The sequence below is a fragment of the Pseudomonas sp. WT-JTC genome, assembly GCF_056711565.1.
In genome coordinates this window covers 984,197-1,007,373 of record NZ_CM160042.1, presented here as the reverse complement: position 1 = coordinate 1,007,373, position 23,177 = coordinate 984,197, and the positions used below count along the sequence as shown (strand labels likewise).

Annotated in this window: 22 protein-coding genes; 6 read left to right on the top strand and 16 right to left on the bottom strand. The window is 59.3% G+C overall.

Annotation, left to right across the window (positions count from 1 at the left end):
* The first annotated feature begins 145 nt into the window (after positions 1-145).
* The 4 genes from AC06G5_RS04460 to AC06G5_RS04445 all read left to right on the top strand — a co-directional run bounded on the left by AC06G5_RS04460 (position 146) and on the right by AC06G5_RS04445 (position 5,060).
* Positions 146-865 carry a response regulator transcription factor gene (locus AC06G5_RS04460; protein ID WP_480459022.1) on the top strand — a complete coding sequence of 240 codons (720 nt, stop codon included), beginning with the start codon at positions 146-148 and terminating at the stop codon, positions 863-865.
* Positions 862-2,382, top strand: a complete 1,521-nt coding sequence (locus AC06G5_RS04455; RefSeq protein ID WP_413420949.1) for a sensor histidine kinase — start codon at positions 862-864, stop codon at positions 2,380-2,382. The genes AC06G5_RS04460 and AC06G5_RS04455 overlap by 4 nt, the downstream gene beginning before the upstream one ends.
* A 324-nt stretch (positions 2,383-2,706) precedes the next feature.
* Complete coding sequence (locus tag AC06G5_RS04450; RefSeq protein ID WP_413420951.1) at positions 2,707-3,411, top strand: hypothetical protein; 705 nt, start codon at positions 2,707-2,709, stop codon at positions 3,409-3,411.
* 218 nt (positions 3,412-3,629) lie between these two features.
* Entirely contained in the window at positions 3,630-5,060 is a 1,431-nt protein-coding gene (locus tag AC06G5_RS04445; RefSeq protein ID WP_480459021.1) for an aminotransferase-like domain-containing protein, read from the top strand.
* 116 nt (positions 5,061-5,176) lie between these two features.
* On the opposite strand, the gene AC06G5_RS04440 is transcribed toward AC06G5_RS04445, so the two are convergent.
* From AC06G5_RS04440 to AC06G5_RS04395, 10 genes are all read right to left on the bottom strand, one after another.
* Positions 5,177-5,977 carry an N-acyl homoserine lactonase family protein gene (locus AC06G5_RS04440; protein WP_413703541.1) on the bottom strand — a complete coding sequence of 267 codons (801 nt, stop codon included), beginning with the start codon at positions 5,975-5,977 and terminating at the stop codon, positions 5,177-5,179.
* Between the two features lie 14 nt (positions 5,978-5,991).
* Entirely contained in the window at positions 5,992-6,951 is a 960-nt protein-coding gene (locus tag AC06G5_RS04435; protein ID WP_480459020.1) for a diiron oxygenase, read from the bottom strand.
* Between the two features lie 68 nt (positions 6,952-7,019).
* On the bottom strand, positions 7,020-7,778 hold the full coding sequence (locus AC06G5_RS04430) for a TauD/TfdA family dioxygenase (RefSeq protein WP_413420959.1): 759 nt from the start codon (positions 7,776-7,778) through the stop codon (positions 7,020-7,022).
* Between the two features lie 21 nt (positions 7,779-7,799).
* Positions 7,800-8,672, bottom strand: a complete 873-nt coding sequence (locus AC06G5_RS04425; protein WP_413420961.1) for a branched-chain amino acid aminotransferase — start codon at positions 8,670-8,672, stop codon at positions 7,800-7,802.
* 31 nt (positions 8,673-8,703) lie between these two features.
* The gene (locus AC06G5_RS04420) at positions 8,704-10,044 is read right to left on the bottom strand and encodes a KamA family radical SAM protein (RefSeq protein WP_480459019.1); all 1,341 of its coding nucleotides are present in this window, start codon (positions 10,042-10,044) and stop codon (positions 8,704-8,706) included.
* 32 nt (positions 10,045-10,076) lie between these two features.
* On the bottom strand, positions 10,077-10,721 hold the full coding sequence (gene yfcF, locus AC06G5_RS04415) for a glutathione transferase (protein ID WP_480459018.1): 645 nt from the start codon (positions 10,719-10,721) through the stop codon (positions 10,077-10,079).
* Between the two features lie 244 nt (positions 10,722-10,965).
* On the bottom strand, positions 10,966-11,451 hold the full coding sequence (locus AC06G5_RS04410; protein WP_413420967.1) for a cupin domain-containing protein: 486 nt from the start codon (positions 11,449-11,451) through the stop codon (positions 10,966-10,968).
* Between the two features lie 83 nt (positions 11,452-11,534).
* Positions 11,535-12,029 carry a RidA family protein gene (locus AC06G5_RS04405; protein WP_413420969.1) on the bottom strand — a complete coding sequence of 165 codons (495 nt, stop codon included), beginning with the start codon at positions 12,027-12,029 and terminating at the stop codon, positions 11,535-11,537.
* A gap of 48 nt (positions 12,030-12,077) precedes the next feature.
* Positions 12,078-13,358, bottom strand: a complete 1,281-nt coding sequence (locus AC06G5_RS04400; RefSeq protein WP_413420971.1) for an ATP-grasp domain-containing protein — start codon at positions 13,356-13,358, stop codon at positions 12,078-12,080.
* 43 nt (positions 13,359-13,401) lie between these two features.
* Positions 13,402-14,502 carry a hypothetical protein gene (locus AC06G5_RS04395; protein ID WP_480459017.1) on the bottom strand — a complete coding sequence of 367 codons (1,101 nt, stop codon included), beginning with the start codon at positions 14,500-14,502 and terminating at the stop codon, positions 13,402-13,404.
* A 148-nt stretch (positions 14,503-14,650) separates the two neighbouring features.
* On the opposite strand from AC06G5_RS04395, the gene AC06G5_RS04390 reads away from it, so the two are divergent.
* Both AC06G5_RS04390 and AC06G5_RS04385 read left to right on the top strand, forming a co-directional pair.
* Complete coding sequence (locus tag AC06G5_RS04390) at positions 14,651-16,069, top strand: aminotransferase-like domain-containing protein (protein ID WP_480459016.1); 1,419 nt, start codon at positions 14,651-14,653, stop codon at positions 16,067-16,069.
* A gap of 502 nt (positions 16,070-16,571) precedes the next feature.
* Positions 16,572-16,850 (top strand): DUF3077 domain-containing protein, encoded by a 279-nt coding sequence (locus tag AC06G5_RS04385; RefSeq protein ID WP_480459015.1) that lies wholly within the window; start codon positions 16,572-16,574, stop codon positions 16,848-16,850.
* A 72-nt stretch (positions 16,851-16,922) separates the two neighbouring features.
* Here AC06G5_RS04385 and AC06G5_RS04380 read toward each other — a convergent pair whose 3' ends face one another.
* From AC06G5_RS04380 to cyoB, 6 genes are all read right to left on the bottom strand, one after another.
* On the bottom strand, positions 16,923-18,422 hold the full coding sequence (locus AC06G5_RS04380) for a Fic family protein (RefSeq protein WP_413420980.1): 1,500 nt from the start codon (positions 18,420-18,422) through the stop codon (positions 16,923-16,925).
* Positions 18,423-18,525: 103 nt separating this feature from the next.
* Positions 18,526-18,708: a hypothetical protein gene (locus tag AC06G5_RS04375; RefSeq protein WP_413420982.1), complete on the bottom strand. Its 183-nt coding sequence runs from the start codon at positions 18,706-18,708 to the stop codon at positions 18,526-18,528.
* Between the two features lie 561 nt (positions 18,709-19,269).
* Positions 19,270-20,157 carry a heme o synthase gene (cyoE, locus tag AC06G5_RS04370; RefSeq protein WP_413420984.1) on the bottom strand — a complete coding sequence of 296 codons (888 nt, stop codon included), beginning with the start codon at positions 20,155-20,157 and terminating at the stop codon, positions 19,270-19,272.
* 11 nt (positions 20,158-20,168) lie between these two features.
* Complete coding sequence (gene cyoD / locus AC06G5_RS04365; protein ID WP_008018862.1) at positions 20,169-20,516, bottom strand: cytochrome o ubiquinol oxidase subunit IV; 348 nt, start codon at positions 20,514-20,516, stop codon at positions 20,169-20,171.
* Positions 20,517-21,143, bottom strand: a complete 627-nt coding sequence (locus tag AC06G5_RS04360) for a cytochrome o ubiquinol oxidase subunit III (protein ID WP_008000700.1) — start codon at positions 21,141-21,143, stop codon at positions 20,517-20,519.
* 3 nt (positions 21,144-21,146) lie between these two features.
* The gene (gene cyoB, locus AC06G5_RS04355; protein WP_111281029.1) at positions 21,147-23,177 is read right to left on the bottom strand and encodes a cytochrome o ubiquinol oxidase subunit I; all 2,031 of its coding nucleotides are present in this window, start codon (positions 23,175-23,177) and stop codon (positions 21,147-21,149) included.

The following is a 23,177-nucleotide window of genomic DNA, read 5'->3' as shown; positions in this document are numbered from 1 at the left end:
ACAACTGTAGGAGCGAGCTTGCTCGCGAAGAACCCGAGGGCGCCACGGGGTGCAGGTGTCCCGCGTCATCGTTGGCCTCCATCGCGAGCAGAGCTCGCTCCTACAGTAGTGGCAACACGCACAATGCGCCGAAGGATGGAATGGGATGGAACAGACCAAACGAGTCCTCGTGGTCGAGGACGACCTGCACATCGCCGACCTGATCTGCCTGCATCTGCGTGATGAGCAGTTCGAGGTGGTGCACAGCGCCGATGGCGATGAAGGCATACGCCTGCTGCAGCAAGGCAACTGGGATGCACTGATCCTCGACCTGATGCTGCCCGGTGTCGACGGCCTGGAAATCTGCCGCCGCGCCCGCGCCATGGCCCGCTACACACCGATCATCATCACCAGTGCGCGTTCCAGCGAAGTGCACCGGATTCTCGGCCTCGAACTGGGTGCTGACGACTACCTGGCCAAGCCCTTTTCCATGCTGGAACTGGTGGCCAGGGTCAAGGCGCTGCTGCGCCGGGTCGATGCCATGGCGCGCAACCTGAAGATGGACGCCGGCAGCCTGCTCACCGACGGCCTGGCCATCGACCCGATCACCCGCGAAGTGTCCCTCGACGGACGTCGCCTGGACCTCACGCCCCGGGAGTTCGACTTGCTGTACTTCTTCGCCCGCCAGCCCGGCAAGGTGTTCTCGCGCATGGACCTGCTCAACGCCGTGTGGGGCTACAGCCACGAAGGCTACGAGCACACGGTCAACACCCACATCAACCGCCTGCGCGCCAAGATCGAGGCCGACCCGGCGCAACCGGTGCGCATCCTCACGGTCTGGGGCCGTGGCTACAAATTCGCCACCGGTGAGGAGTCGCAGCCATGAGGCTGACCCTGACGCAACGCCTGTCCCTGGTGTTCGCCGTGCTGCTGCTGGTGTGCTGCGGCACGTCGGCGTGGATGCAGGTGCGCTCCAACCAGATGCATGAGCAGGAAGTGGTGCAAGGGTTGTCCCGGGACCTGGCGCAGCACATCGCCCGTGACACGGTGCTGATGGACACCCAGGGCCTGATGCCCAATGCCGTGCGCGATCTGTTCAGCAAACTGATGCAGGTCAACCCCAGCGTCGAGGTGTACCTGCTCGATACCGAAGGCAAGATTGTCGGCAGCGCCGCGCCCGAGGGCCGGATCCGTCGCGAGCGGGTCGACCTGGTACCGATCCAGCGCCTGTTGCGGGGCGAAGCCCTGCCGATTCTCGGCGACGACCCGCGCAGCGTAGATGCACGCAAGGTGTTCAGCGCTGCACCGCTGAAGGTTGATGGCAAGCCGGCGGGTTATCTCTATGTGGTGCTGCTCGGTGAGGATCACGACCGCCTGGCCGAACGCGGCGCGACCAGCGCGGCGCTCAACACAGCGCTGTGGTCCATCGGACTGGTAGCGCTGCTGTGCCTGATTGCCGGTCTCACCGCGTTTGCCCTGATCACCCGGCCATTGCGCCGCCTGACCGAAACGGTCAGCCAGTTCGACATCGATGGCGTTCCGGTCACACCGGCCCTGCCCGTCGCGGTGGAAAAAGCCGCGAGCCACGATGAAATCGCCGTGCTCGATGCCGCGTTCCGGCAGATGCAGGCCCGCCTGGGCGAACAATGGCGCTCCTTGACCCGCCAGGATCAGGAACGCCGCGAACTGGTGGCGAACATCTCCCACGACCTGCGCACGCCGCTGGCCTCGCTGCACGGTTATCTGGAAACCCTGTCGCTCAAGGACGCCACGCTGTCCCCTGCCGACCGCCGTCGCTATCTCGGCATCGCGCTGGACCAGAGCCGCAAGGTCGGCGGCCTGGCGCAGTCGCTGCTGGAACTGGTGCGGCTGGAACACGGCTTCGTGCAGCCGGTGCTGGAACGCTTTTCCCTGACCGACCTGGCCCAGGACATCTTCCAGAAATTCGAACTCACCGCCGAAGCGCGCAAAGTCGAACTCAAGGCCACGTTCGCGCCAAATGCCTCGGCGGCCTGCGCGGACCTCGGGTTGATCGAGCGGGTGCTGACCAACCTGTTCGACAATGCCCTGCGCCATACCCCGTCCGGTGGCGAAGTCGAACTGGGCCTGCGCCCGCAAGGGTCATTCATCGAAGTCACGGTCAGCGATACAGGCCCCGGCATTGCCCCGGAACTGCGCGAAGGTTTGTTCCTGCGCCCGTTCAACATCGGCGGCGCACGGCGCGATGGCGGGTTGGGGCTGCGGATCGTGCATCGCATCCTGCAATTGCACGGGCGCGAAATTCAGTTGATCGACGTGCCGGGACGGGGGGCGACGTTTCGTTTTTCGTTGCCGATCGATGAAGAGACCGCTTCGGGGTTGGCGGAGCGGTCGATGAACCTGAATACCCCGCGGCAGGCCTGAAAAGTTGTGGTGCCTGACACACCGCTTTCGCGAGCAAGCCCGCTCCCACAGTGTTTTTTGTTGTTCGCAGATTTTGCGTACACCCACTAACCCTGTAGGAGCGAGCCTGCTCGCGATGGTCTCAAAGGCACCGCGTACATCCGGAATGAACGCGTTATCGTTAACGTCCATCGCGAGCGAGCTCGCTCCTACAGGAAGACGAAAACATGACCGGCGGCCAGCCGGACCGTGACAACACCGTCCCGGTCCAATAGATTAGTCGGCCTGAAAAAGCCCCCGGGCTTTTTCGCCCCTATTCAAGTTCAAAGAAGTAGTGAAATTTCAATGTCCGATTCCAACACCGCTGAATCCGTAGTCACCTTGTCGTCCAAAGCGGAATACGAAAACTCCATCAATCTTTCACAACACGTACCCCAGGCGAAAACCATCAGCGAGATGGTGCTGGACGCCTTCCAGTCCACCCGCGAAAGCGACCAGATTCGCGAACTGCGCGCTGCGATCCGCCAGGCCCACGACAGCTTCGATGATGACAAGGCCTACGAACTGATGGGCCAGCTCAAGCAGCTCAAGGACGCTGAAGCGGCGGATATCGCCGCCCTGGAAGACTTGAGCAGCAAGTTCTCGATCAGCCGCATCCTGTCCAGCTTCAAGGACGATCCGGCGTTCCAGGAAATCGTCTACGGCCTGGCCCTGAAGGTGCTGAACCAGACGCACCAAGCCGTCAGCAACCCGAGCGGCGGCAAGAGCAAGGCTGCCAAGGCCAAGAAAGAAGTTGAAGTGTTCACCATCAGCAAGGACGGCATGAGCGTCACCTTGCCGCTGCGCACCCCGCGCTCGCGCCTGAACGTCGACCGTGAAGCCCTGGAGTTCCTCGGTTTCACCTTCGTTGGCGAAGGCGAAGAGGCGGAACTGGAAAGCGAGACGTTCCTGGACAACAGCGGCGCCGAGCAAGCGGTCAACCGCAAGAACATCATCACCGCCCTGCAGCAGCAGACTGCGTTCGACGGCTACAGCATTGCCGCGCAGTAAGGCGCCCCTCGCCACCAGGTCCTGAGGGACTGCCCCAAGAGCCCCGCCATCAGTGCGGGGCTTTTTATTGCCCGTGATTCGGGCAAATCCGCGATTACTCTTCCAGTATCGACGCAGAACAACACTTCCCTTCACCCATGAGCACCACGGGTCCGCCTGCGGGGAGCGTCAACTCACTTTCCAGCCCAGACCTCAGTGGTGCAACTGCCGAGGTCATCATGAACACGACCCCCTTGTATCGCCAGCTGGCCAACCACTACCTGGACGCTATCCGCAGCGGCACCTTGAAAACCGGTGAACGCTTCCCCTCGATCCGGTTGATGATGGAAAAACACGCCGTCAGCCTGTCGACCGCCGTGCAGGTATGCCGCGAACTGGAGGACTACGGAGTGCTGGAAGCCCGGCCGCGTTCCGGCAACTACATTCGCCAGCCCGACAGCGTGCCCAAGCCCCCCCCGATTGCCCTGGCGCCTGCGCTGGATACCAGCGTGTATGTCGGCATTCATCAACAGGTTTCAACGGTGCTCAAGGCCAGTCAGCGCGCGACGATCAAGGTCAATTTCGCCAGTGCCTACTGCGCGCCGGAGCTGTATCCGCTCAAGGCCTTGCAAGACAACATGATCAAGTCGCTGCGCTACGACGCCCGGCTGCTTGGCACCGCGGGCCCGACCTGCGGCAACAGCGCATTGCGCAGCATCCTGGCCCGGCGGGCACTGGCCAGCAAGACCCACCTGGCCCCCGAGCGGATCGTGATCACCAATGGCGCCACTGAAGCGATCAACCTGGCCTTGCGTGCTGTCACCCGCCCCGGTGACACCGTGGCCGTGGAGTCGCCGACGTTCTACGGCCTGCTGCAAATTCTCGAAAGCCTGAGCCTGCGGGTGCTGGAGGTTCCGGCTTCGACCCACACCGGTCTAAATCTGACGGCTTTGCAACTGCTGCTGCAAGGCCCCGAACGGGTCAAGGCACTGATCGTCATTCCCAACCTGCAAAACCCGCTGGGCAGCATCATGCCCGACGCCAACAAGGCACGGCTGGTGAAACTGTGCGCCGAGCACAACACCGTACTGATCGAGGACGACACCTACGGCGACCTGGTGGACACCGAGCAGCCGCTGTCCACACTCAAACAGTGGGACCGCAGCGACAACGTGATCTATTGCGCCTCACTGAACAAAACCCTGGCACCGGGCATGCGCCTGGGCTGGATCAGCGCCGGCAAGTGGCACGACCGTGTGGAGATGCTCAAGCATACGCAGTCACGGGGGTGCGAGGCGTTATCGCAACTGGCTGTCAGCGAATTCATGCGCACACCGTCCTACGAACGTTACCTGCGGCGATTGAGGAAAACCCTGACCGTACAGCGCGAGCAGACGAGCGCGGCGATCACCCGCCACTTTCCCATCGGCACCAGCGTGACCCACCCGCAAGGCGGCACGCTGCTATGGGTGGAATTGCCCCGCCGGTATTCATCGATGGCGTTTTTTCACGAAGCACTGAAGGTCGGCATCCAGATTTCCCCTGGGGATATTTTTTCCAATGCCAGGCGTTTCGATCACTTTGTGCGCATCGGTTGTGGCGCGCCGTATTCGCCGCGGATTGATGAGGCACTGCAGACGTTGGGACGTATCCTGAAAAATCAGGGCTGACACTACTCCCCTGTGGGAGCGGGCTTGCTCGCGAAAGCGGTGTGTCTGTCACATCAATTTTGAATGTGCCGCCGTCTTCGCGAGCAAGCCCGCTCCCACAGGATTGCGGGTGGTTTTCAGATGGGAGGCTGATGCAGGCAAATGATATGCGGGTCGTCATTCCAGTGTGGAAAACACTCTGCAATCAGTGGGTCATGGCCGGGGATGACGTGGTCATCACCGTCGGCCAGGCGATCGATCTCGGTGAACGCTTCAAGGGTTTGCGCCAAGTCATCGAGTATCGGAAACGGACTGCGCTCGCGAATGTTGACCCACAAATGCGCGGCATCCGAGGCCAGCACGATCCAGCCGCGTTCAGTGTTCACCCGCACAACCTGACTGCCGGGTGTATGCCCGCCCACCGGGTGCAGCGTCACGCCAGGCACGACCTCGACAACACCGCTGTGCAAACGCATCCGCCCTTCGAACAGAGGCGGCAGCGCTGACATCACGTCTTCGACCTCGTAGGTTTTATTCACCGTGCGATGGACCATTTTCGGCCCGGTGCAGAAACGCAGTTCCGCTTCCTGCAAATGCACGGTCGCCTTCGGGAACAGCCCGAGGTTGCCGGCATGATCCCAATGCAAATGGGTCAGGATCAGGTGCTCGACCTGCGTCGGATCGATGTCCAGTTGCCGTAGGGATTCTTCCGGTAGGCGATACATCTGGCGATTGCGCCGGTGCGCCGTGGCCGGTTGAAAACAGGTGTCGACCACGATCACCTGCTGCTCGTGGCGGATGACCCAGAAGTAGTAATCCAGTGGCATCGGCGCATTCGGATCACCGCAGCAGGCGTCATAGAGAAAATTCTCCCTGGCGGTGCGCTGGGCATTGGCACCGACACGGATGGCGAACACTTCGTACTCAGGCGTGGACATAAGCACCTCCGGGTTCAGGCGGCCGCCGTGGTTTTGAGGGTCGGACGAAAATCGAAATCGATCTGGTCGCTGATCCCCAGGTCATGGGCCAGTTTATGCAGGCCACTGTAGTCACGCATGATGGTCGCGTTCCTGTTGCTCTCGCGGGTGTCGGCAATGATCAGCACCGCATCCTCGACCCCGAGCTGCGTCAGAATCGCCTCCCACATGGAGTAGTCCTGAGCGATAAAGGCACTCAGCGCCACTGACAGGTTGCGTGCGAAAAATTCCCGCTGGGTGGGCTGCATGTTCGCGTACATGACCTTCGCCACTTCGGCCAGCACCTTGCTGTGGGCATATTCGTCGCGGTTGTGCAGTTCGGCCACCCGGCGGTTCTGCGGCTGAATGGTCTGGTCGTCTGCCAGCAGGTCCAGATAGGCGTTGACGCTGATCTCGGCCACCACCGCAAAAGTGATCGCCGCCAGATCCCGCTGCCATTGCTCCGGCAGTTCTGCATGCAGGGCCTTCAGGCGCAGGTAGGTGACGGACGGCGGCAGATCCAGATCCTGGTCCAGCGCCCGATCCAGTTTGGTCCGCTCAATGGCGCGCAGGTGCATCAGTGTGTGGTAGTGCTCGTCGATCAGGGTTTGCTGCATGGCCTCGCGAAAATGCCAGTCATCCTTGCCCAGATACTGCTTGGCGATAACGCTCAGCGCCGGATTGACCACGTGTTCTTCGGCAGTGACGGTGCGCAGGTTGTAGCCGATCCAGCCCCAGGTCACCACGCTGCTTTTGAGCTCGTCGCTCAAGGCCTGGAATTTCGGATGATGGAAGAACGGCACCATGCACTCCGGGTAATCCGGGCGCGCGGGGTCGAACACTTCTTCAACCTGGCCCCTGTCCGGCGAACACACCGTGGCGCGCTTGGTCCAGGCCTGGTTGAGCCGCACGATCAGTTGATGATCGACCTGGGCGATCTCGATTGCTGTTTGCATGACGCGATACCTGTAAGGCGCGTACCCGCCAAAGGGGTACGCCAAAAGAATGTAGGGCGACGGAAAAGTCAGGCCAGCCAATAGCGGGTCAGGTTGCGCGCCGGGTCAGTGTAACGACTGCGGGCGTGAATCATCCGCCAGTTATCCCAAATCAGCAGGCACCCGTCGGGAATCAACACCGGAACGTTGTGCTCGACGAAGTACGCTTCGCCAAGCACGGCAAACCTGGCCAGCGACGAGCTGTTGTTGGCGACCCGCGATTGCTGCAAGGCTTCTTTGGACGGGTTCACGTCGCCGTAGTGAAACTGGTTGTAGCTGAAGCGGAAAATATCCCCGTCTTCTGTCGGCGTGAGGATGTACTCCTTGACCCGTCGTTGTTCCGGTTCGCCCGGTTTGGCGGTGGCGACGAATTCTACCGGCGTGTCATCCAGCCACTCGCGCAGTTGCGGTTCACTGCGCTCGAGGGACTTTAGAAATTCATAGCCGTCGACCAATCCGGTGTGCCCGCCACCGCACGTGGCCTGTTTATGGCAATGCAACGCCAGATAACGCGGCGGCGGCCCGTATACCGGCGCCTCCGTGTGCGGGCCGATGCCGTTCATGCTCTGGGAATACGGCAAGTCTTCGTAACCCGGCTTGCGGGTAATGGCAAAGGCCGTCTGGCCGTTGAACTGCGGAATGATCCGACCGAACTCCTGCAAGGTGCCTACGACATCATCGGCGAATTCGTCGGGGGTCAGTACCGTCCAGCCCGCCGTCGACAGTTCTTCATGACGATGGCCCAGCGAAATGTAAGGTTGAGACGCAACAATCCCTTGATCTGACATGGTGAAATTCCTGGCGGGTGATCAGGCGTTTACGGTTGAGGTGTAAGCGGCAATGAAGTCGCGGCAGGCGCCGCCCGGTCGATAGCGCTGCTCATCGATGCTCTGCACCGGAGTGATTTCGGCGGCGGTGCCGGTGAGAAAACACTCATCGAAGGCGCCAAGCTCCGTAGGCAAAATCGTGCGTTCGACGACCTGGTAGTCCAGCGCTTTGGCCAACTCGATCACGGTCTGCCGGGTGATGCCGTTGAGGAAGCAATCCGCCAGCGGTGTGTGCAGCATCCGGTCTTTGACGAAAAACACATTGGCGCTGGTGGCTTCGGCAACGTGGCCGCGCCAGTCGAGCATCAGCGCATCGTGGTAACCCGTGTTCTCGGCGTCGTGCTTGCTCAGCGTGGCGATCTGGTAATGCCCGGATGCCTTGGCCTGGAACGGGCTGCTGCTCGGCGGCGGACGGCGCCAGCTCGCGGTTTTCAAACGGATGCCGGCCATGCGCGCCGCCGGGTCGAAATAGCTCGGCCACTGCCAGCAAGCGATAGCCACGTGCACACGGTTGAAACGCGCCGAGGTGGAAATCATTTCACTGCCGCGCCAGGCCACCGGGCGCAGATAACCGTCGACCACCTTGTTGCGTTGCAGCAGTTCAAGGCTCGCCGCTTCCAGCTCCGCCAGCTCATAGGGGATGGCAAAGTCCATCCATTGCGCCGAACGATACAAGCGCTCACTGTGCTCGCGCAGCTTGAAGACCTTGCCGTTGTAGACCCGCTCGCCTTCATACACGGTGCTCGCGTAATGCAGGCCATGGGTCAACACATGCAACTGCGCCCGGGACCACTCGACGAACTCGCCGTCGAGCCAGATAACCCCCTCGCGCTGATCAAACGGGATACTGCTCATCTCCATATCTCCCCATTTTTCATGAAATTTCCTACGCTGTTTCCAGCAACACGGGTATCAATTCCGGCATGGCGCTGAGCTCGGTTTGAAAGAAGAACGAACGCTCGCCGAATGCCGGTTGCAAGTCGTCGAACCAGGTCACTTGCGGGTCGAAGCGCGCATGGAACGTGCGCAACACCCATTGCGGATTGCGTGCCTGGAGGAACTGCAGGACGAAGACCTTTTCCCCGGCGACGGTCTCGATGCCGTTGATCAACACCTTGCCGTAGAAGGTGCTCATGGACGGCCCACGCACCGTGCGCGCCAGCCCGGATACCGTGCGGTACGCCGCCTGGAAGATCTCGAAGGCCCGGGCCAGTGGCATTGCAAAGTAGTGGCTGGGGCCGGTGTCGCGTTCGACAAACATGTAGTACGGCACGGCTCCGAGCCGCACGCCTTCGGTCCACAGCGCGGCCCAGTCTGCGGGGTTTTCGTTGATGTGGCGGATCACCGGCGCCTGCATGCGCAGCGTCGCGCCCGTCGAGCGAATGCGCTCGACGGCCTGGCGGGCGATGGCCGGGCGGATCTCCACCGGGTGGTTGTAGTGCCCCATGATCGACAGGTTTTTCCCCGCCGCAACGATTCGCCGGAATAGCTCCAGTAGCTCAGGCGCATCCTTGTCGCTGACAAAACGTTGCGGCCAGTACGCCACGGACTTGGTGCCGATGCGGATGTTCTTCAGGTGTGGCAATTGCAGCAGCGGTTCGATGTAACCGGCCAGCGAGCGGGTGTTCATGATCATCGGATCGCCGCCGGTAATCAGCACATCGGTCACTTCGCTGTGCAGCCTCAGGTAACTGACCAGTTCCTGGGACTCACGGGCGTTGAACTTGAGTTCTTCCTCGCCAATGAATTGCGCCCAGCGGAAACAGAAAGTGCAGTACGCATGACAGGTCTGACCGGCACCGGGGAAAAACAGCACGGTCTCACGGTACTTGTGCTGGATGCCCGGCAGGACTTTGCCGTTGAGACTGACACCGTTGTGGGTCAACTGCCCGGCCGGATGAGGATTCATGCGCAACCAGATCGCCTCGATCCGACGCTTGATCGCTGCGCTGTCATCCTGCTCGATCAGTTGTTTGAGCGAGGCATATTCCTCCGGCAGCAGCATGTCCTTGTGGGGAAAGGTCATGCGGAAAACCGGATCGTCGGGAATGTTGTTCCAGTCGATCAGCGTGCCCAACACGTATTCGTTGGTGCGAAACGGCATGACCCGGGCTACCACGGTCATGGCCTCCTGCAGCGCCGGCGTCAACTTGTGCCAGTAGGGTGAGTCGCGGATGGTGCGTGAGTTATAGGGTTTGTAGCGTTCGTGCTCCGACAGTCCTTGCATGGCCGCGCTCCTGGTGATTGCCCTGAGTGTTGTTACGCGATGGCCGGCGCTTTGCGCTCTATGTCCATCCACGCCCGGACGCTGTCGCGATCCCACTGGCGGCGCACATAGGTCGCGAGCCGTGCCGGCACTGGGTCGCCGTTGGCAACCAGCCGGTTGAGCATGATTGCCAGGTCGGTGTCGGCAATGCTCCAGTCACCGAACAGGTGCTCGGCACCCTCCTCCAGCAAACGATCGGCGACGAAGAACAGGCGCTCGACGGCGGCTTGGGCATCGGCGCTCAGGGGCACATCTTTTTTACCGAAGTAGACCAGGTCAAACGGGCGCTCCTTACGCACCACCAGCAAGTCACTGCGCAGCCAGGCCTGCAGTTGACGGGCACGGGCGCGCTGCTGGATGTCCTGCGGATAGAGTTTTTTATGCCCTGGGGAGAGTTCATCGAGGTATTCGGCAATCGTCGATGACTCCGACAAGGCAAAACCTGCGTGAACCAGCGTTGGAACTTTGCATGTCAGCGAAAGATCGCGATAAACCGGCATATAGTTTTCGCGCGTCTTTAAATCCACCATAACAAGTTCAAATGAAAGTTGCTTTTCCTTGAGCGCCACAAAAGCCGACATCGCAAAAGCGCTGACATAGTCGGCGCCGATATACAGTTTTAGTTTCCTGTTTTCCATAGAACACTCCATTCACTGACTGCAGGGATTAACGTGCATGGGAAGTGATCGTAATTAGTTGACTGAAGGCTGGATAGATACAGAATTTGCCTGTTTCAATCGATACAGAAAAGTTGTTTTCCAGCGGCAGACGCACAGCCAGGACCCCGGTAATACCGCTGCAAAAGGCGACACCGGAGGCAGGTCGGAAAAACAAAAAAGGGAGCCAACATTGGTTGGCTCCCTTGGCTGATGCGCTGGGAAATTACGGCTGGGTGGTGATCAGGCCATGGCTGTCGGCAAAGTTCGAGAGCAGTGCCATTTGTGGCATGTTGCTCATGTTCAGCATCGCCAGAGGCTCGTATTTGCTGGTGTTGACGAACCCATGCCGGGTCCAGGCCGGCACCAGCAGCACGTCGCCGCTGCTGACCTCGACTTCATCGGCATCGCCGAGGGTCATCACGCCGCTGCCGCACTGGATAATGAACAGATGCCACCAGGAATGAGCATGACCGTTGAGCGTCACACCGGGATTCAGCCATTGCATGGCGATCGCCATGCCAGGCGTCACTTCACAACCCTCAATGCTTTTGTCGTGAGCCAAAGCGACAATATCAATGTCGCTGGCTTCAAGGGCCTGACGCATACCCGCTAGTTCGGTGCCTTTCCATACCTTGGGACTTGGCGCTCGATGGTGCAGGCTTTGACGAAAGTCCTTATATGAAAAAAATGCACCTTGAAAGTTATCCATTCGCACATCCTTTCATCTTATTCTCCATACTTTAGCGCCAAACCTTAAGTTAACGGTTCAGCGCTGTAAAGTCTGGAAATAACTTATAAAACCGATGGGCGCAAGGCTGCAATCATGTCCACTTCTATCGCGGCATTCTTGGGTAGCTGATAAACACCGACTGTGGTGCGTGTATGTTTACCGGCATCGCCCAGTACATGGCTGAATACATCCGAGGCGCCGTTGGCCACTTCGCTCAAATCGACAAAGTCCGCCGTGGACTTCACATAGACCGTTACCCGGATCAATGACTTGATCTTGTCCAGCGAACCAATGGCATCGACGATCAGTGCCAGCCCACGCATCGCACTGATGCTGGCGGCCGCTTGCGCATCAGCCATGGTGAGGTCCAGTCCGACGCGGCCGGGGTAATGGATCTTGCCGTTCATGCGCGGCACCAGGCCGCTGATGTACAGCTCATCGTGATGACGGATCAGCGGCGCGTAGTGCCCACCTGCGGTGTTTTCGCCGTAGATGTCATAACCAAATTCTTTGGCCAGGGCGATGAAGCGTTCATCGCAGGTCATGTGATGGATCATGGATCGAACCCTCTAGATCAGTAATGCAAAAAACGGCTGCTTGCTGGCTCAACACACGGCGCGGGTGGCCGGTACCAGGCAAGTCACCTCAGTGCGTGACTCAATCGCCTCGGCCAGACGCAACAGGTCGTTGCTCAGTTGCCCGTAGTGTTCGTTGAACAACACGATGTGGCCGATGAATGAGAAGTTGTCCTTGACCAGCGCGCTGACCGAGTCGCCGATACGCTTTGCGTACTGCCCCTCCACCAGGTCGATACGCAGTGCGCGGGCCAGGGCCTCGATGTCAGGCGTTGCGCGCAAGATGCCACCGGTCGGTGCCTTGAGCAGGCGAATGCCGCAGTAGCCGCGAGCCTCTGGCTGGTGCTGTTCGGCCTTGCCTTCCACCGCCCAGCGCACCCAGCGCTCCCACGGATCGAAATTGACGAAGGCGCGTTTGGCCAGGTCCCAGATGTGCATGCCGCCGGGGCGCATGTTGGTTTCCACGGCGGAGGTGAGGTTGTCGCTGCGCAGGAACACTTCGTTGTGCCAGGCGCCATTGTCCTGGGACACCAAAGACGACATGTGCCGACCGGCTGCCATCAAACGCGTCTGTACCTCAGCCGGAAGCGGTGCGGGTACGACTTGCTGGATCTCTGCGCGATAGGCGCCTTCGGTGGTGGTTTTTTCAGTGACCCAGGTGCTGCCGGCCACGTAGTCCCAGCTGTATTCGCGGGCGTCCTGCACCAGCTCTTCAAGGACGATGCCGCCTTCGCGATAAGGTTTCAGGGCGAGCCAGGCGTCATCGCACTCCGAAGGGTGATGGATGACGCGACAGCCCCGGCTCGCGCCTTCGCACGCGGGTTTGATGAAAGCCTTGCCGCCCAGTTCGACGACGCGTTGGCGCAGTTCCGGCAGGCTTTCGACCCGCGCGGAAAACACCGGACGGTATTCTTCGGGTGAGGTATCGGCAGCCGCTTCGAGCCCGCGAAAGATCTGCTTGTCGAGGCCCGCCCGGGCTTCGCCGGTAGTAATGCCCGGCAGACCGAAGTGACTGGCCAGCGCAGCGCCGAGCAGCACGCCACGGTCGGAGAACGGCAGAACACCGATCAACTTCCAGCTGTCGGCATTCAGGCACCCGACCACCAGTTCAAGGGACGCCGCCACATCTTTCTCGGCCAGCGAAGTGCTGCAGACGTGATCAGCCACCTGATCGTCATGGGGCTGAATCTTCTCGACCAGCAGGATGAGCCTGGCGTTGTAGAGCGACTTGCACAACTCGCGCAGCTTCTGGATGTCGTGCACGCGATTGCCGTTGTAACCGACCACTACTACGCATGAAGTCGTATTCATTGATGCCCCCGACCTGCAAGGTGAAAACCGCAACGACGCTGACTCAGTCATGCAGCGACGCATTGGATTTACGGTTGAGCCAGTACCAGGCCAGGATCCCGCCGGCGCCGATGGCAGCGAGGACCAGCGCGTTGTACGGCGCCGGCACCACTCGCATGATCAACACGGTCAGCCCGGCCCCCACACCCAGGGACACTTCCTTGACGAACATGTTGTTTTGCTTGACCGAGAAATAATCGAGGTAACTGAAGGCGCATTCGGCGATCGACAGCAGTGCCACCCAGATCAACGCCCCGGCGAGGGTTTCGACGTGGAACGCGGCTGGCGAAGACAGCACCGCAAAACCGCCGACGATGATCCCGATCACCGCCACGACCTTGAAGCGTCCGGTGCGCTCGATCAGCTTCATCACCGGCACCTGGGCAAACACCACCACGGCGCTGTTGAGGATCAGCATCAAGCCGTACCAGGCCGGCAGTTCGCCGGTCTTGAGCAGGATCGCCTGTGGCAGGATCGAGAACACCCCGAACAGCTTGATGCCCATGATGATCCCGGCAATCACCCAGGGCAGTTTGTTGCCCCAATTGCTGCCGACCTGACTGGCCGGGCGAGCTACCACCGGTTCGGTGGTGAAGGTGGCGCCGAGGGCGATCGGCAGGCACAGCAACACGAACGCCGCCGCACCGAGGAAAAACATCGCAGGCGTGAGAAGCGGCGACAGCAGGATCAAACCGGCCACTAGGCTGCCCATGTTCATGGCCACGCGGTTGTAGGCTGCGCCTTCCTTGGTCTGGGCCGCTTCGCTCTTGATCAGGTACCCGGCAATGGCAATGCCGTAGGCAAACAGGGCGGCGGCAAACATCACCATGCCTTGATTGCTGGTCAGCGCCAGCAACACCAGGCCAAGGCCGGCACACAGCAGCGTGACGCTCAGGGAGCGACGGCCAAGCACCAGTAAAGTCAGGGGCAACAGCAGCAACAGGGCGCGGTATCCAAGGGCCAGGATGCTGTTGGTGGCAGTGTCGAGCCAGACGTTGGCCTTGCCCAGCACCGCGAACAGCGAGACAGCGGTGATGATCCGGATCGTGAATAGGCGCAGGTTAATGACCGGCTTGGCCACTGCGACCGTTGTTTCGACACCCATGCAACACCTCAAGAACCGGATCAATGCCCGCCGACAAAGGCCGGCACTCAGAAAAGTCTGTAAGGGCATGGTAGTGAGAGAGGCGTGTCCTGATCAGGGCAAGTTCGTATAGAATCCAACGAACTTTACTGCTGCAGAGACCAGTAAAATGCAGGTTCAACGTGCAGTCATTGCCGCCATTGAATTCCAGCCCGGCATGCCGCTGGTGCAGCAGATCGTCGATCAACTGACCCGGGCGATCAGTACCGGTGGCCTGCCCCATGGCGCCAAGCTGCCGCCGATTCGCGAACTCTCCGACTTGATGAACGTGGGCAAGTCCACGGTGGTCGATGCACTGGACCGCTTGCGGGCCAAGGGGCTGGTGGTGTCACGCCAGGGTTCGGGGCATTACGTGCATCGCTCCAGCGCCGCGCTGCAAAGCGGCACCGGCCCGGACCTGCAACCCCAGGACACCCTGAGCGTGGTACGCCGCGCACTGCTGCTGGACAACGGCGCGTTGCGCCCCGGCTGCGGTTTTCTGCCGACCTCCTGGCTACCTGCCGATGAATTGCAGAAGGCCGTACGCAGTACCCTGCGAGCGACGTCGTTGCGCATGGGCGAGTACGGCGTGGCCGGCGGTTACTTGCCGTTGCGCCAGGCCTTGCGGGTCAAACTGGCGACCTTCGGCATCGAAGCGCCGGTGGACCAGATCATCACAACCGCCAATACCATGCAGGCCATCGACCTGCTGATGCGCCTGTTGGTCAAACCCGGCGACACCGTACTGCTCGACGACCCCTGCTACTTCAACATGCACGCCAATCTGGCGCTGCACGGGGCCAGGGTCATCACCATCGCCCGGGATTGCGACGGCATGGACCTCGACGCGTTCGAGCAACTGCTGGTTACCCACAAACCCGTGCTGTACATGACCAACAGCACACTGCATAACCCGACCGGTCACTCGTTCACCCCGGCCCAGGTTTACCGCTTGGTGGAGTTGAGCCACCGCTACGGTTTTCACATTGTCGAGGACGATCTGTACTGCGACATCCAGCAACGCCGCACTCCGCGCCTGGCTGCCAGCGGGCTGGACAATGTGAGTTACGTCTCCGGCTTCTCCAAGACCCTGACCGCCAACAGCCGGGTCAGCTACACCGTGCTGTCGCCACAACTGGCGGCACGCATGGTCGCGCTGAAAATGGCCTGCGGTGGCGTGACCTCGGAACTGGCGGAGCAGATCACCTGCACCATGCTCAGCGATGGCAGCTACGCCAAGCATGCGCGGCGCACGGTGGATCGGCTGTATGAATCCAATAGCCGTGTGGCGGGTTGGCTGGCGGAGGCCGGGTGTTCATTGTCTTCATTGCCGGGAGAAGGCGTGTTTATCTGGGCGCGGTTGCCGGATGGCTTGCACGCCGAGACGCTGGCTCGACAGGGGCTGGAAAACAATATGGTATTGGCGCCGGGCACGTTGCTGAGCAAAGCCCCGAATGCCAGTCAGTTCCTGCGCTTCAACGTGGCGCACAGCGATAGTTTGCAGGTGCGCGAGCGGTTTTTCCGGTTGCTTGATAAACAAAGTAAATAACCGTCGACCCCAAATCCTGTGGGAGCGGGCTTGCTCGCGAAGGGGCCGTAACATCCAGCATCACTGTCGCCTGACACACCGCCTTCGCGAGCAAGCCCGCTCCCACAGGGATTGCGGTGTCCAATGAGATCCCCGGCCACCAGATCGCTACGATTGCCGACCTCATCCTTGCCGGCTAACTTCGCCCGGTCGCTGCCAATTCAGCGACCGGGCCTGAGAATCCGAGTAAGATACGGGCGCACAAGCGCCACCAATCACGATTGCCGGCGCTTTTTTTATGCCAGTACATTCGTGCAATGGCGGCTGTGCGTGGGAGACCTGCGGGTCTGCCGGATTCCTGTATCTCCGGTTTCTCAGCCCGCGCATAGCTGCCACCCATTCGCCTGAGAACGAACGTGGTAGCTCTCAATTTGATACGGGAGTTTTACTCATGAACGCTATCGATCCGTCTGCTACAGCAGTCATCCCCCTCCACCTCCAGCCCAATAGGAGGTGAAGCCCAATGACCTACCCCCAAGACCTCAAAACCATCGGCCTCACCCCATTCTCCTACCACGCCAACGAACCCCTGTTCCGCATCAACGCCGGTGTCCCGGTTATCTCTGCCCTCTCCCACGCCTCCGACCTGCTCCACCTCGCCAAACTCCTCGCCTCAGACACCTCCATGGTTCGCGATTCCGACCGACATGCCTGGGCCTCACATTTTTTGCAGGACATGAGCAAGGCAATCATCGATGACGTGGTGAAGGTACTCGATGCACCCTGTAACAACCGCGCATGAATGAAAAAGCCCCGTGCATCTCTTGATGCACGGGGCTTTTTGTATGAACACCGATAACCATCGCGCCATGCGCTACCAGTCAGAGACTTCGCCCTCCTCCTGGCCCTTAAGCAGGGCCTGCGAGACCTGCTCGATATAGTCAAACACCTCCTCCTGAACCGAATACTTGTACTGCTTACGACGGTGTTTGGAGACCGTGCCGTTTTGCGATAGACACATCATCACCAGGCTGGACAAGTCACTACCCCGAACGTCGTAGCGCTCATCAACCGCTTTTACGATCATGTCGTAATTTTGAAGAAAAACGGTCTCTTCACGAAGCTCGACTTCGAGTGCATGTTTAGCCATTTCCAGAGTAAATCGTACGCTTGGCGTAGCATCCCAGTAACGATAGATTGCCGGGTGTCCCGTGAAGTTGAACGACAGATTCCCCTGATCAATCCATCGAACCTCCCAGAACTCACGCGCTGGTCGGGAGAATTCCTGCAGTGTTTCCAGATACAGACGCTCCTCTCGTTTCATTGCAACTGACACTGGCAGCAACAAGCCATTTTGCAAGCTCCCGGCACGGCACAGTGTCTGGTGAACAAGGAAGCGGGAAAGACGCCCATTGCCATCCATGAACGGGTGAAGGAAAACGAATCCAAAGGAGATTATCCCGGCTGCAACCAACGGATCGATGTGCTTTGTCGATTCATTTCCCAAGGCCATAAGCTGTTCCATCAGTTCTCGACACAGCTCTGGTGCGGGCGGCACATAGGTAACCCCCGCAGCGCCGTGCAAACCATTTGCCAAATGGTTCTGTTCGTGACGAAACGCAACAGCCTTATCGTACGGATTGGAAAGCGTTGCATTCTGGAGGGTCACCAAGTAATCCTCGCTCAGTGGGATGCGTTCATGCGCCTGTCTGAGCAACTGAATAAAACGCCGGGATTTGTCCTCGCTCGGCGATTCCTTCTCGATGGCGAACGAATCCTGGGTTTCACTCAGGTAGGCCCAGTTGATTGCCCGGTCCATCATTCCAGATGGGAGGCTTTGAATGAATTGCTGCGCGCGCGCAAGGATGTCGTGCTGTAGCAATTCGATGATTTGAGGTGTTCGTTCAACAGTGGCGCAGTAAGCCAGCGTGCCAATACCATTGAACTCCACACGCCAGCGGGAATTGCGCTCCCCAGGCATCGTCAAGTACTGCTTCGGGTCGAACAGGGGGATGAAGCCACCTTTTACTGGAGAGTGTTGAGCCAACTCTTTGCCAGTGAACGCTTCGTAAAGGAAACAAGCCTTGCGGATGTAGATCCCGTTTGGCGCTTTTTGCAATTCGGCTTCAAGCGCCTGTACCGGAATCTGAGGTAACGCTTGGGCTAGAATGGTGAGGTTAATGCCTTCATGCTTCAAGGCGAATAGTACATGTCCCAGCAGGTCGTCTGATGCAGGGGCAATACCAGGAGGGACTCCCAGTGTCGCACCTATTCGTTCAAGCCGTGTAACGGGCTGCACGCTGGCAGTTTGGCGCAAAGGGAAAGCTGAAAGCCGCAGAGTGTCTTGTAAACAGGCATATCCCGCTAAGCTCATCGCGCAAATCCTCATTTTTGAGAGAGCCTCGCAGTTTTTCTTTAGCGGGCCAATAAAATCTTAAGATTTAAAGATTATCTCAATTTTTTCTTAAGTAGCAGCTTTAGCGGTTGTCAGCTGGCGGCGTATGCACCATTGTCTGCTGCACCAGGAGTTCGTTCGTTTCCAAGTCGGGAATCGGCGTGCCCACCACTGAATCAATACCTTTCGCAAATCTGCGTTCACGTTGAGCCGCCATCTCGTCAACGCCCTGCATCAACTCTCCAAAAAGATCACGACTTCTCATGCGGCCTCCTGCTGTCCATCGAGTACAGATACCCTGCCAATATCATCTGCTCCAACGTGAACGCTTCGCTCATGGCTGGTCCAGGCAGACCATACCTAGCACCGCAGGTGCTGTCGTTAGGACGTTTCCCAAATGCCATACTCCTCTTTCCTGAATGATCAGATCCTTCTTTGCAGAGGACGACGAGTAAGGAGGTTTGAATGAAAAAGCCCCGCGTTTTTTTGAAACTTCCTACAGGCACAAAGCAACGAATTATCCTCGCGAAATGCCTGAAACACCGCGTCGCGATGGCGACAACACGGTCCATCAGAACTCCCCCAACAAAAGGGTTCTCACACATTCCCGGGAAACTGTAGGAGCCGGCTCGCTGGCGATTGACTCAAATGCGCCGCGTTTATCCAGTTCACGCGCGTTATCGTTAACGACCATCGCTGGCAAGCCAGCTCCTACAAGAGACCGCGTCCGAGTCGAAAACGAAGTGGCCCCCAAACCAGTGAAAGCCCCAACAAAAAGCCCCGCGCTTCTCTCGAAGGCGGGGCTTTTCGTTACAGCATCTAAACCTTAAGGCGCGTACGTCAGCAGCAACTCGGTCGGCACTTTGAAGTCCAGGGACATCATCACGCTCAACGCGGTAATGGTGAAGATCGAGAACACGAACAGCTTGCGTGCCCAGACCGTGTCATCCACTGCCTTGTAGCCGGTCCAGGCCATGTACAGCCAGTACATGCCCATGGCCGCGGCGACGGCGAGGTAGCTCATGCCGGCGTAGCCGCTGAAGGTCAGCATCAAGGTCGCCACGAGGAAGGCCAGGATGTAGATCAGGATGTGCTTCTTGGCCACCTGGATCCCGCGCTTGACTGGCAGCACCGGAATCGATGCGGCCAGGTAATCGTTGAAGCGAAAGATCGCAATGGCATAGGAATGCGGCATCTGCCACAGGCTGAACATCACCAGCAGGGTCAGCGCGGCCATGTCGAAGGTGTTGCTCACCGCGACGTAACCGATCACCGGCGGCATGGCGCCCGACAGACTGCCCACCAGCGTGCCGTGAACCGACTTGCGCTTGAGGTACAGGCTGTAGAAGCCGACGTAGATGATGAAGCCGATGACTGCGAACAGCGCGGCCAACGGGTTGGCCACCTTGTACAACAGCGCAACGCCGGCGACACCCAGGACGGTCGCATAGGCCAGGGCCAGCTTCAGGGAGATCAAGCCCTGGACCAGCACCCGGTTCTTGGTGCGTTCCATCTTCAGGTCGATGTCGCGGTCGATGCAGTTGTTGAACACGCAACCGGAGGCAACCACCAGGGACGTGCCGATCATGGCGGCCAGGAAAATGGCCAGATCGACATGCCCTTTGGAGGCCAGGAAAAATCCGCCTGCCACAGAAAGCACGTTACCGAAAATGATCCCCGGTTTGGTGATTTGGATAAAGTGCTTGAGGGACATGCGGACTTACCTCACTTCGCCATCATGAACGTGTGGATGCTGAACATGATCCACAGCGACAAGCCAACCAGCAGGACAATCACGATCGCGGCAAAGACAAACGCGATCACGTTGTTACGCTGCGCGGCCGAGCGGTCCAGATGGAGGAAGTACACCAGGTGCACCAGCACCTGGATGACTGCGAACGCGACGACGATCATCAGGGTGATCGACTTCGGCAGCGTCGGGTACATCACCAGACCGAACGGGATCAGGGTCAGGATCACCGACAGGATGAAGCCGATGGCGTAGGACTTGACGCTGCCGTGACCGGCATCGTGGCTGTCATGGCCATGTTGGGAATGAGCTGCGTTAGCCATTTACATAGTCCCCATCAGATAAACAACGGTGAATACGCAGATCCACACAACGTCCAGGAAGTGCCAGAACAGGCTCAGGCAGCTCAGACGGGTCTTGTTGGTCGCCGTCAGGCCTTTTTTCTGCACCTGGTACATCATGATCGCCATCCAGATCAGACCGCTGGTCACGTGCAGACCGTGGGTGCCGACCAGGGTGAAGAACCCGGACAGGAAGCCGCTGCGGTTCGGGCCGTAGCCTTCGGAGATCAGCATGTGGAACTCGTTGATCTCCATGCCGATGAAGCCGGCACCGAACAGGAAGGTCATGGCCAGCCAGCCCAGGACCTGCTTCTTGTTACCCCGGAAGAACGCCAGCATGGCGAAGCCGTAGGTGATCGAACTGAACAGCAGCAGAGCGGTTTCGCCCAGTACGTATGGCAGTTCGAAGATGTCGTGGCCCGACGGGCCACCCGCTACGTTGTTAACCAGTACCGCGTACGCCGCGAAGATCGATGCAAACAGAATGCAGTCGGTCATCAGGTAGAGCCAGAAACCGTATACGGTCATCTCGCCCGAGTCGTGGTGATGGTCATCATGCCCATGTCCATCGACATGGGTGTGTCCAGCATTGGTCACTAAGTTCGACATGGTTTAAGCCTGTTCCAACGAGGTTTCAACACGGGTGGCAGTGGCCGGGATTTTCCCTGCCGCGACCAGACGCTTGTGCTGCTCGGCTTCGATGCGCTCGATCACGTCGACCGGCACCATATAGCCTTGATCATCACGGGCCGCGTGGATCGCGAAGTAGATCACGGTGCCTGCCAGGCTAGCGATCGCCAGCCACCAGATGTGCCAGATCATCGCGAAACCGAACACGGTCAACAGCGCGCCCATGACCACACCGGTCGCGGTGTTGTTTGGCATGTGGATCGGCTCGTACTTGGCCGCAACCTTGTACGCGGTGCCGTTTTCCTTGGCTTCGGTGAACGGGTCGACAACGTCGGCTTTCGGCAGCACGGCGAAGTTGTAGAACGGAGGTGGCGACGAGGTCGACCATTCCAGGGTGTGTGCATTCCACGGGTCGCCGTGTTCGCACATGTTTTCCGGCTTGTTGCGGTCACGCACGCTGACGTACAGCTGGATCAGCTGGCAAGCGATACCGACTGCGATCATCACCGCACCGAACATGGCGACGTACAGGTACGGCACCCACTCAGGGTTGGTGGTGGCGTTCAGGCGACGGGTCATGCCCATGAAGCCCAGTGCATAGAGCGGCATGAACGCGACGAAGAAGCCGCTGATCCAGAACCAGAACGCTGCCTTGCCCCAACCTTCGTGCAGCTTGAAGCCGAACGCTTTAGGGAAGTAGAAGCCGAAGCCGGCGATGTAACCGAATACCGCACCGCCGATGATCACGTTGTGGAAGTGCGCGATCACGAACAGGCTGTTGTGCAGAACGAAGTCGGCACCCGGGATGGCCAGCAGTACGCCGGTCATGCCGCCGATGGCGAAGGTCACCATGAAGCCCAGGGTCCACAGAACCTGGCTGGTGAAACGCAGACGGCCTTGATAGATGGTGAACAGCCAGTTGAACAGCTTCACACCCGTCGGGATGGAAATCAGCATCGTTGCCAGACCGAAGAAGGCGTTGACGCTGGCACCCGAACCCATGGTGAAGAAGTGGTGCAGCCAAACCATGAAGCCCAGGATCGAGATCGCGCCCGATGCGTAGATCATCGAGTGGTGGCCGAACAGTTTCTTGCCGGTGAAGGTCGAGATGACTTCGGAGAAGATACCGAACGCCGGCAGGATCAGGATGTACACCTCAGGGTGACCCCAAGCCCAGAACAGGTTGACGTACATCATCGGATTGCCACCAAGTTCATTGGTGAAAATGTGGAAATCCATGTAACGGTCAAGCGTCAGCAGAGCCAGGGTAGCGGTCAGGATCGGGAACGAAGCCACGATCAGGACGTTGGCCCAGGTGCAGGTCCAGGTGAAGATCGGCATGTCCATCAGCTTCATGCCAGGGGTACGCATTTTCAGCACGGTGGCCAGGAAGTTGACCCCCGTCAGCGTTGTCCCCAGACCCGATAGCTGTAGCGCCCAGATGTAGTAATCCATCCCCACGCCAGGGCTGTATTGCAGGCCCGACAGCGGCGGATAGGCAACCCAGCCGGTCTTGGCGAATTCGCCGACGCCCAGGGACAGGTTGATCAGCACCACGCCGGAAACCAGCAGCCAGAAGCTCAGGGAGTTCAGGAACGGGAAGGCAACGTCACGCGCGCCGATCTGCAGCGGCACTGCAAGGTTCATCAGGCCGGTGAAGAATGGCATCGCCATGAAGATGATCATGATCACACCGTGGGCGGTGAAGATCTGGTCATAGTGTTCAGGTGGCAGGTAGCCAGGCGAACCTTCGGTGGCCATGGCCAACTGGGTACGCATCATGATGGCGTCGGCAAAGCCGCGCAGCAGCATGACCATGGCGACGATGATGTACATCACGCCAATTTTCTTGTGGTCGACCGACGTCAGCCACTCGGTCCACAGGTAGGTCCACTTCTTGAAGTAGGTGATTGCAGCGAACAACGCCAGACCACCGAGCGCGATCATGGAGATGGTCACCATGACAATCGGCTCGTGGAACGGGATCGCTTCCCAACTTAATTTACCAAACAT

What these genes read in the sequence shown, in the direction of transcription:
- AC06G5_RS04460 (WP_480459022.1), top strand. Translation starts at nt 146, where the DNA reads ATGGAACAGACCAAACGAGTCCTCGTGGTCGAGGACGACCTGCACATC.
- AC06G5_RS04455 (WP_413420949.1), top strand. Translation starts at nt 862, where the DNA reads ATGAGGCTGACCCTGACGCAACGCCTGTCCCTGGTGTTCGCCGTGCTG.
- AC06G5_RS04450 (WP_413420951.1), top strand. Translation starts at nt 2,707, where the DNA reads ATGTCCGATTCCAACACCGCTGAATCCGTAGTCACCTTGTCGTCCAAA.
- AC06G5_RS04445 (WP_480459021.1), top strand. Translation starts at nt 3,630, where the DNA reads ATGAACACGACCCCCTTGTATCGCCAGCTGGCCAACCACTACCTGGAC.
- AC06G5_RS04440 (WP_413703541.1), bottom strand. Translation starts at nt 5,977, where the DNA reads ATGTCCACGCCTGAGTACGAAGTGTTCGCCATCCGTGTCGGTGCCAAT.
- AC06G5_RS04435 (WP_480459020.1), bottom strand. Translation starts at nt 6,951, where the DNA reads ATGCAAACAGCAATCGAGATCGCCCAGGTCGATCATCAACTGATCGTG.
- AC06G5_RS04430 (WP_413420959.1), bottom strand. Translation starts at nt 7,778, where the DNA reads ATGTCAGATCAAGGGATTGTTGCGTCTCAACCTTACATTTCGCTGGGC.
- AC06G5_RS04425 (WP_413420961.1), bottom strand. Translation starts at nt 8,672, where the DNA reads ATGAGCAGTATCCCGTTTGATCAGCGCGAGGGGGTTATCTGGCTCGAC.
- AC06G5_RS04420 (WP_480459019.1), bottom strand. Translation starts at nt 10,044, where the DNA reads ATGCAAGGACTGTCGGAGCACGAACGCTACAAACCCTATAACTCACGC.
- yfcF (WP_480459018.1), bottom strand. Translation starts at nt 10,721, where the DNA reads ATGGAAAACAGGAAACTAAAACTGTATATCGGCGCCGACTATGTCAGC.
- AC06G5_RS04410 (WP_413420967.1), bottom strand. Translation starts at nt 11,451, where the DNA reads ATGGATAACTTTCAAGGTGCATTTTTTTCATATAAGGACTTTCGTCAA.
- AC06G5_RS04405 (WP_413420969.1), bottom strand. Translation starts at nt 12,029, where the DNA reads ATGATCCATCACATGACCTGCGATGAACGCTTCATCGCCCTGGCCAAA.
- AC06G5_RS04400 (WP_413420971.1), bottom strand. Translation starts at nt 13,358, where the DNA reads ATGAATACGACTTCATGCGTAGTAGTGGTCGGTTACAACGGCAATCGC.
- AC06G5_RS04395 (WP_480459017.1), bottom strand. Translation starts at nt 14,502, where the DNA reads ATGGGTGTCGAAACAACGGTCGCAGTGGCCAAGCCGGTCATTAACCTG.
- AC06G5_RS04390 (WP_480459016.1), top strand. Translation starts at nt 14,651, where the DNA reads ATGCAGGTTCAACGTGCAGTCATTGCCGCCATTGAATTCCAGCCCGGC.
- AC06G5_RS04385 (WP_480459015.1), top strand. Translation starts at nt 16,572, where the DNA reads ATGACCTACCCCCAAGACCTCAAAACCATCGGCCTCACCCCATTCTCC.
- AC06G5_RS04380 (WP_413420980.1), bottom strand. Translation starts at nt 18,422, where the DNA reads ATGAGCTTAGCGGGATATGCCTGTTTACAAGACACTCTGCGGCTTTCA.
- AC06G5_RS04375 (WP_413420982.1), bottom strand. Translation starts at nt 18,708, where the DNA reads ATGAGAAGTCGTGATCTTTTTGGAGAGTTGATGCAGGGCGTTGACGAG.
- cyoE (WP_413420984.1), bottom strand. Translation starts at nt 20,157, where the DNA reads ATGTCCCTCAAGCACTTTATCCAAATCACCAAACCGGGGATCATTTTC.
- cyoD (WP_008018862.1), bottom strand. Translation starts at nt 20,516, where the DNA reads ATGGCTAACGCAGCTCATTCCCAACATGGCCATGACAGCCACGATGCC.
- AC06G5_RS04360 (WP_008000700.1), bottom strand. Translation starts at nt 21,143, where the DNA reads ATGTCGAACTTAGTGACCAATGCTGGACACACCCATGTCGATGGACAT.
- cyoB (WP_111281029.1), bottom strand. Translation starts at nt 23,177, where the DNA reads ATGTTTGGTAAATTAAGTTGGGAAGCGATCCCGTTCCACGAGCCGATT.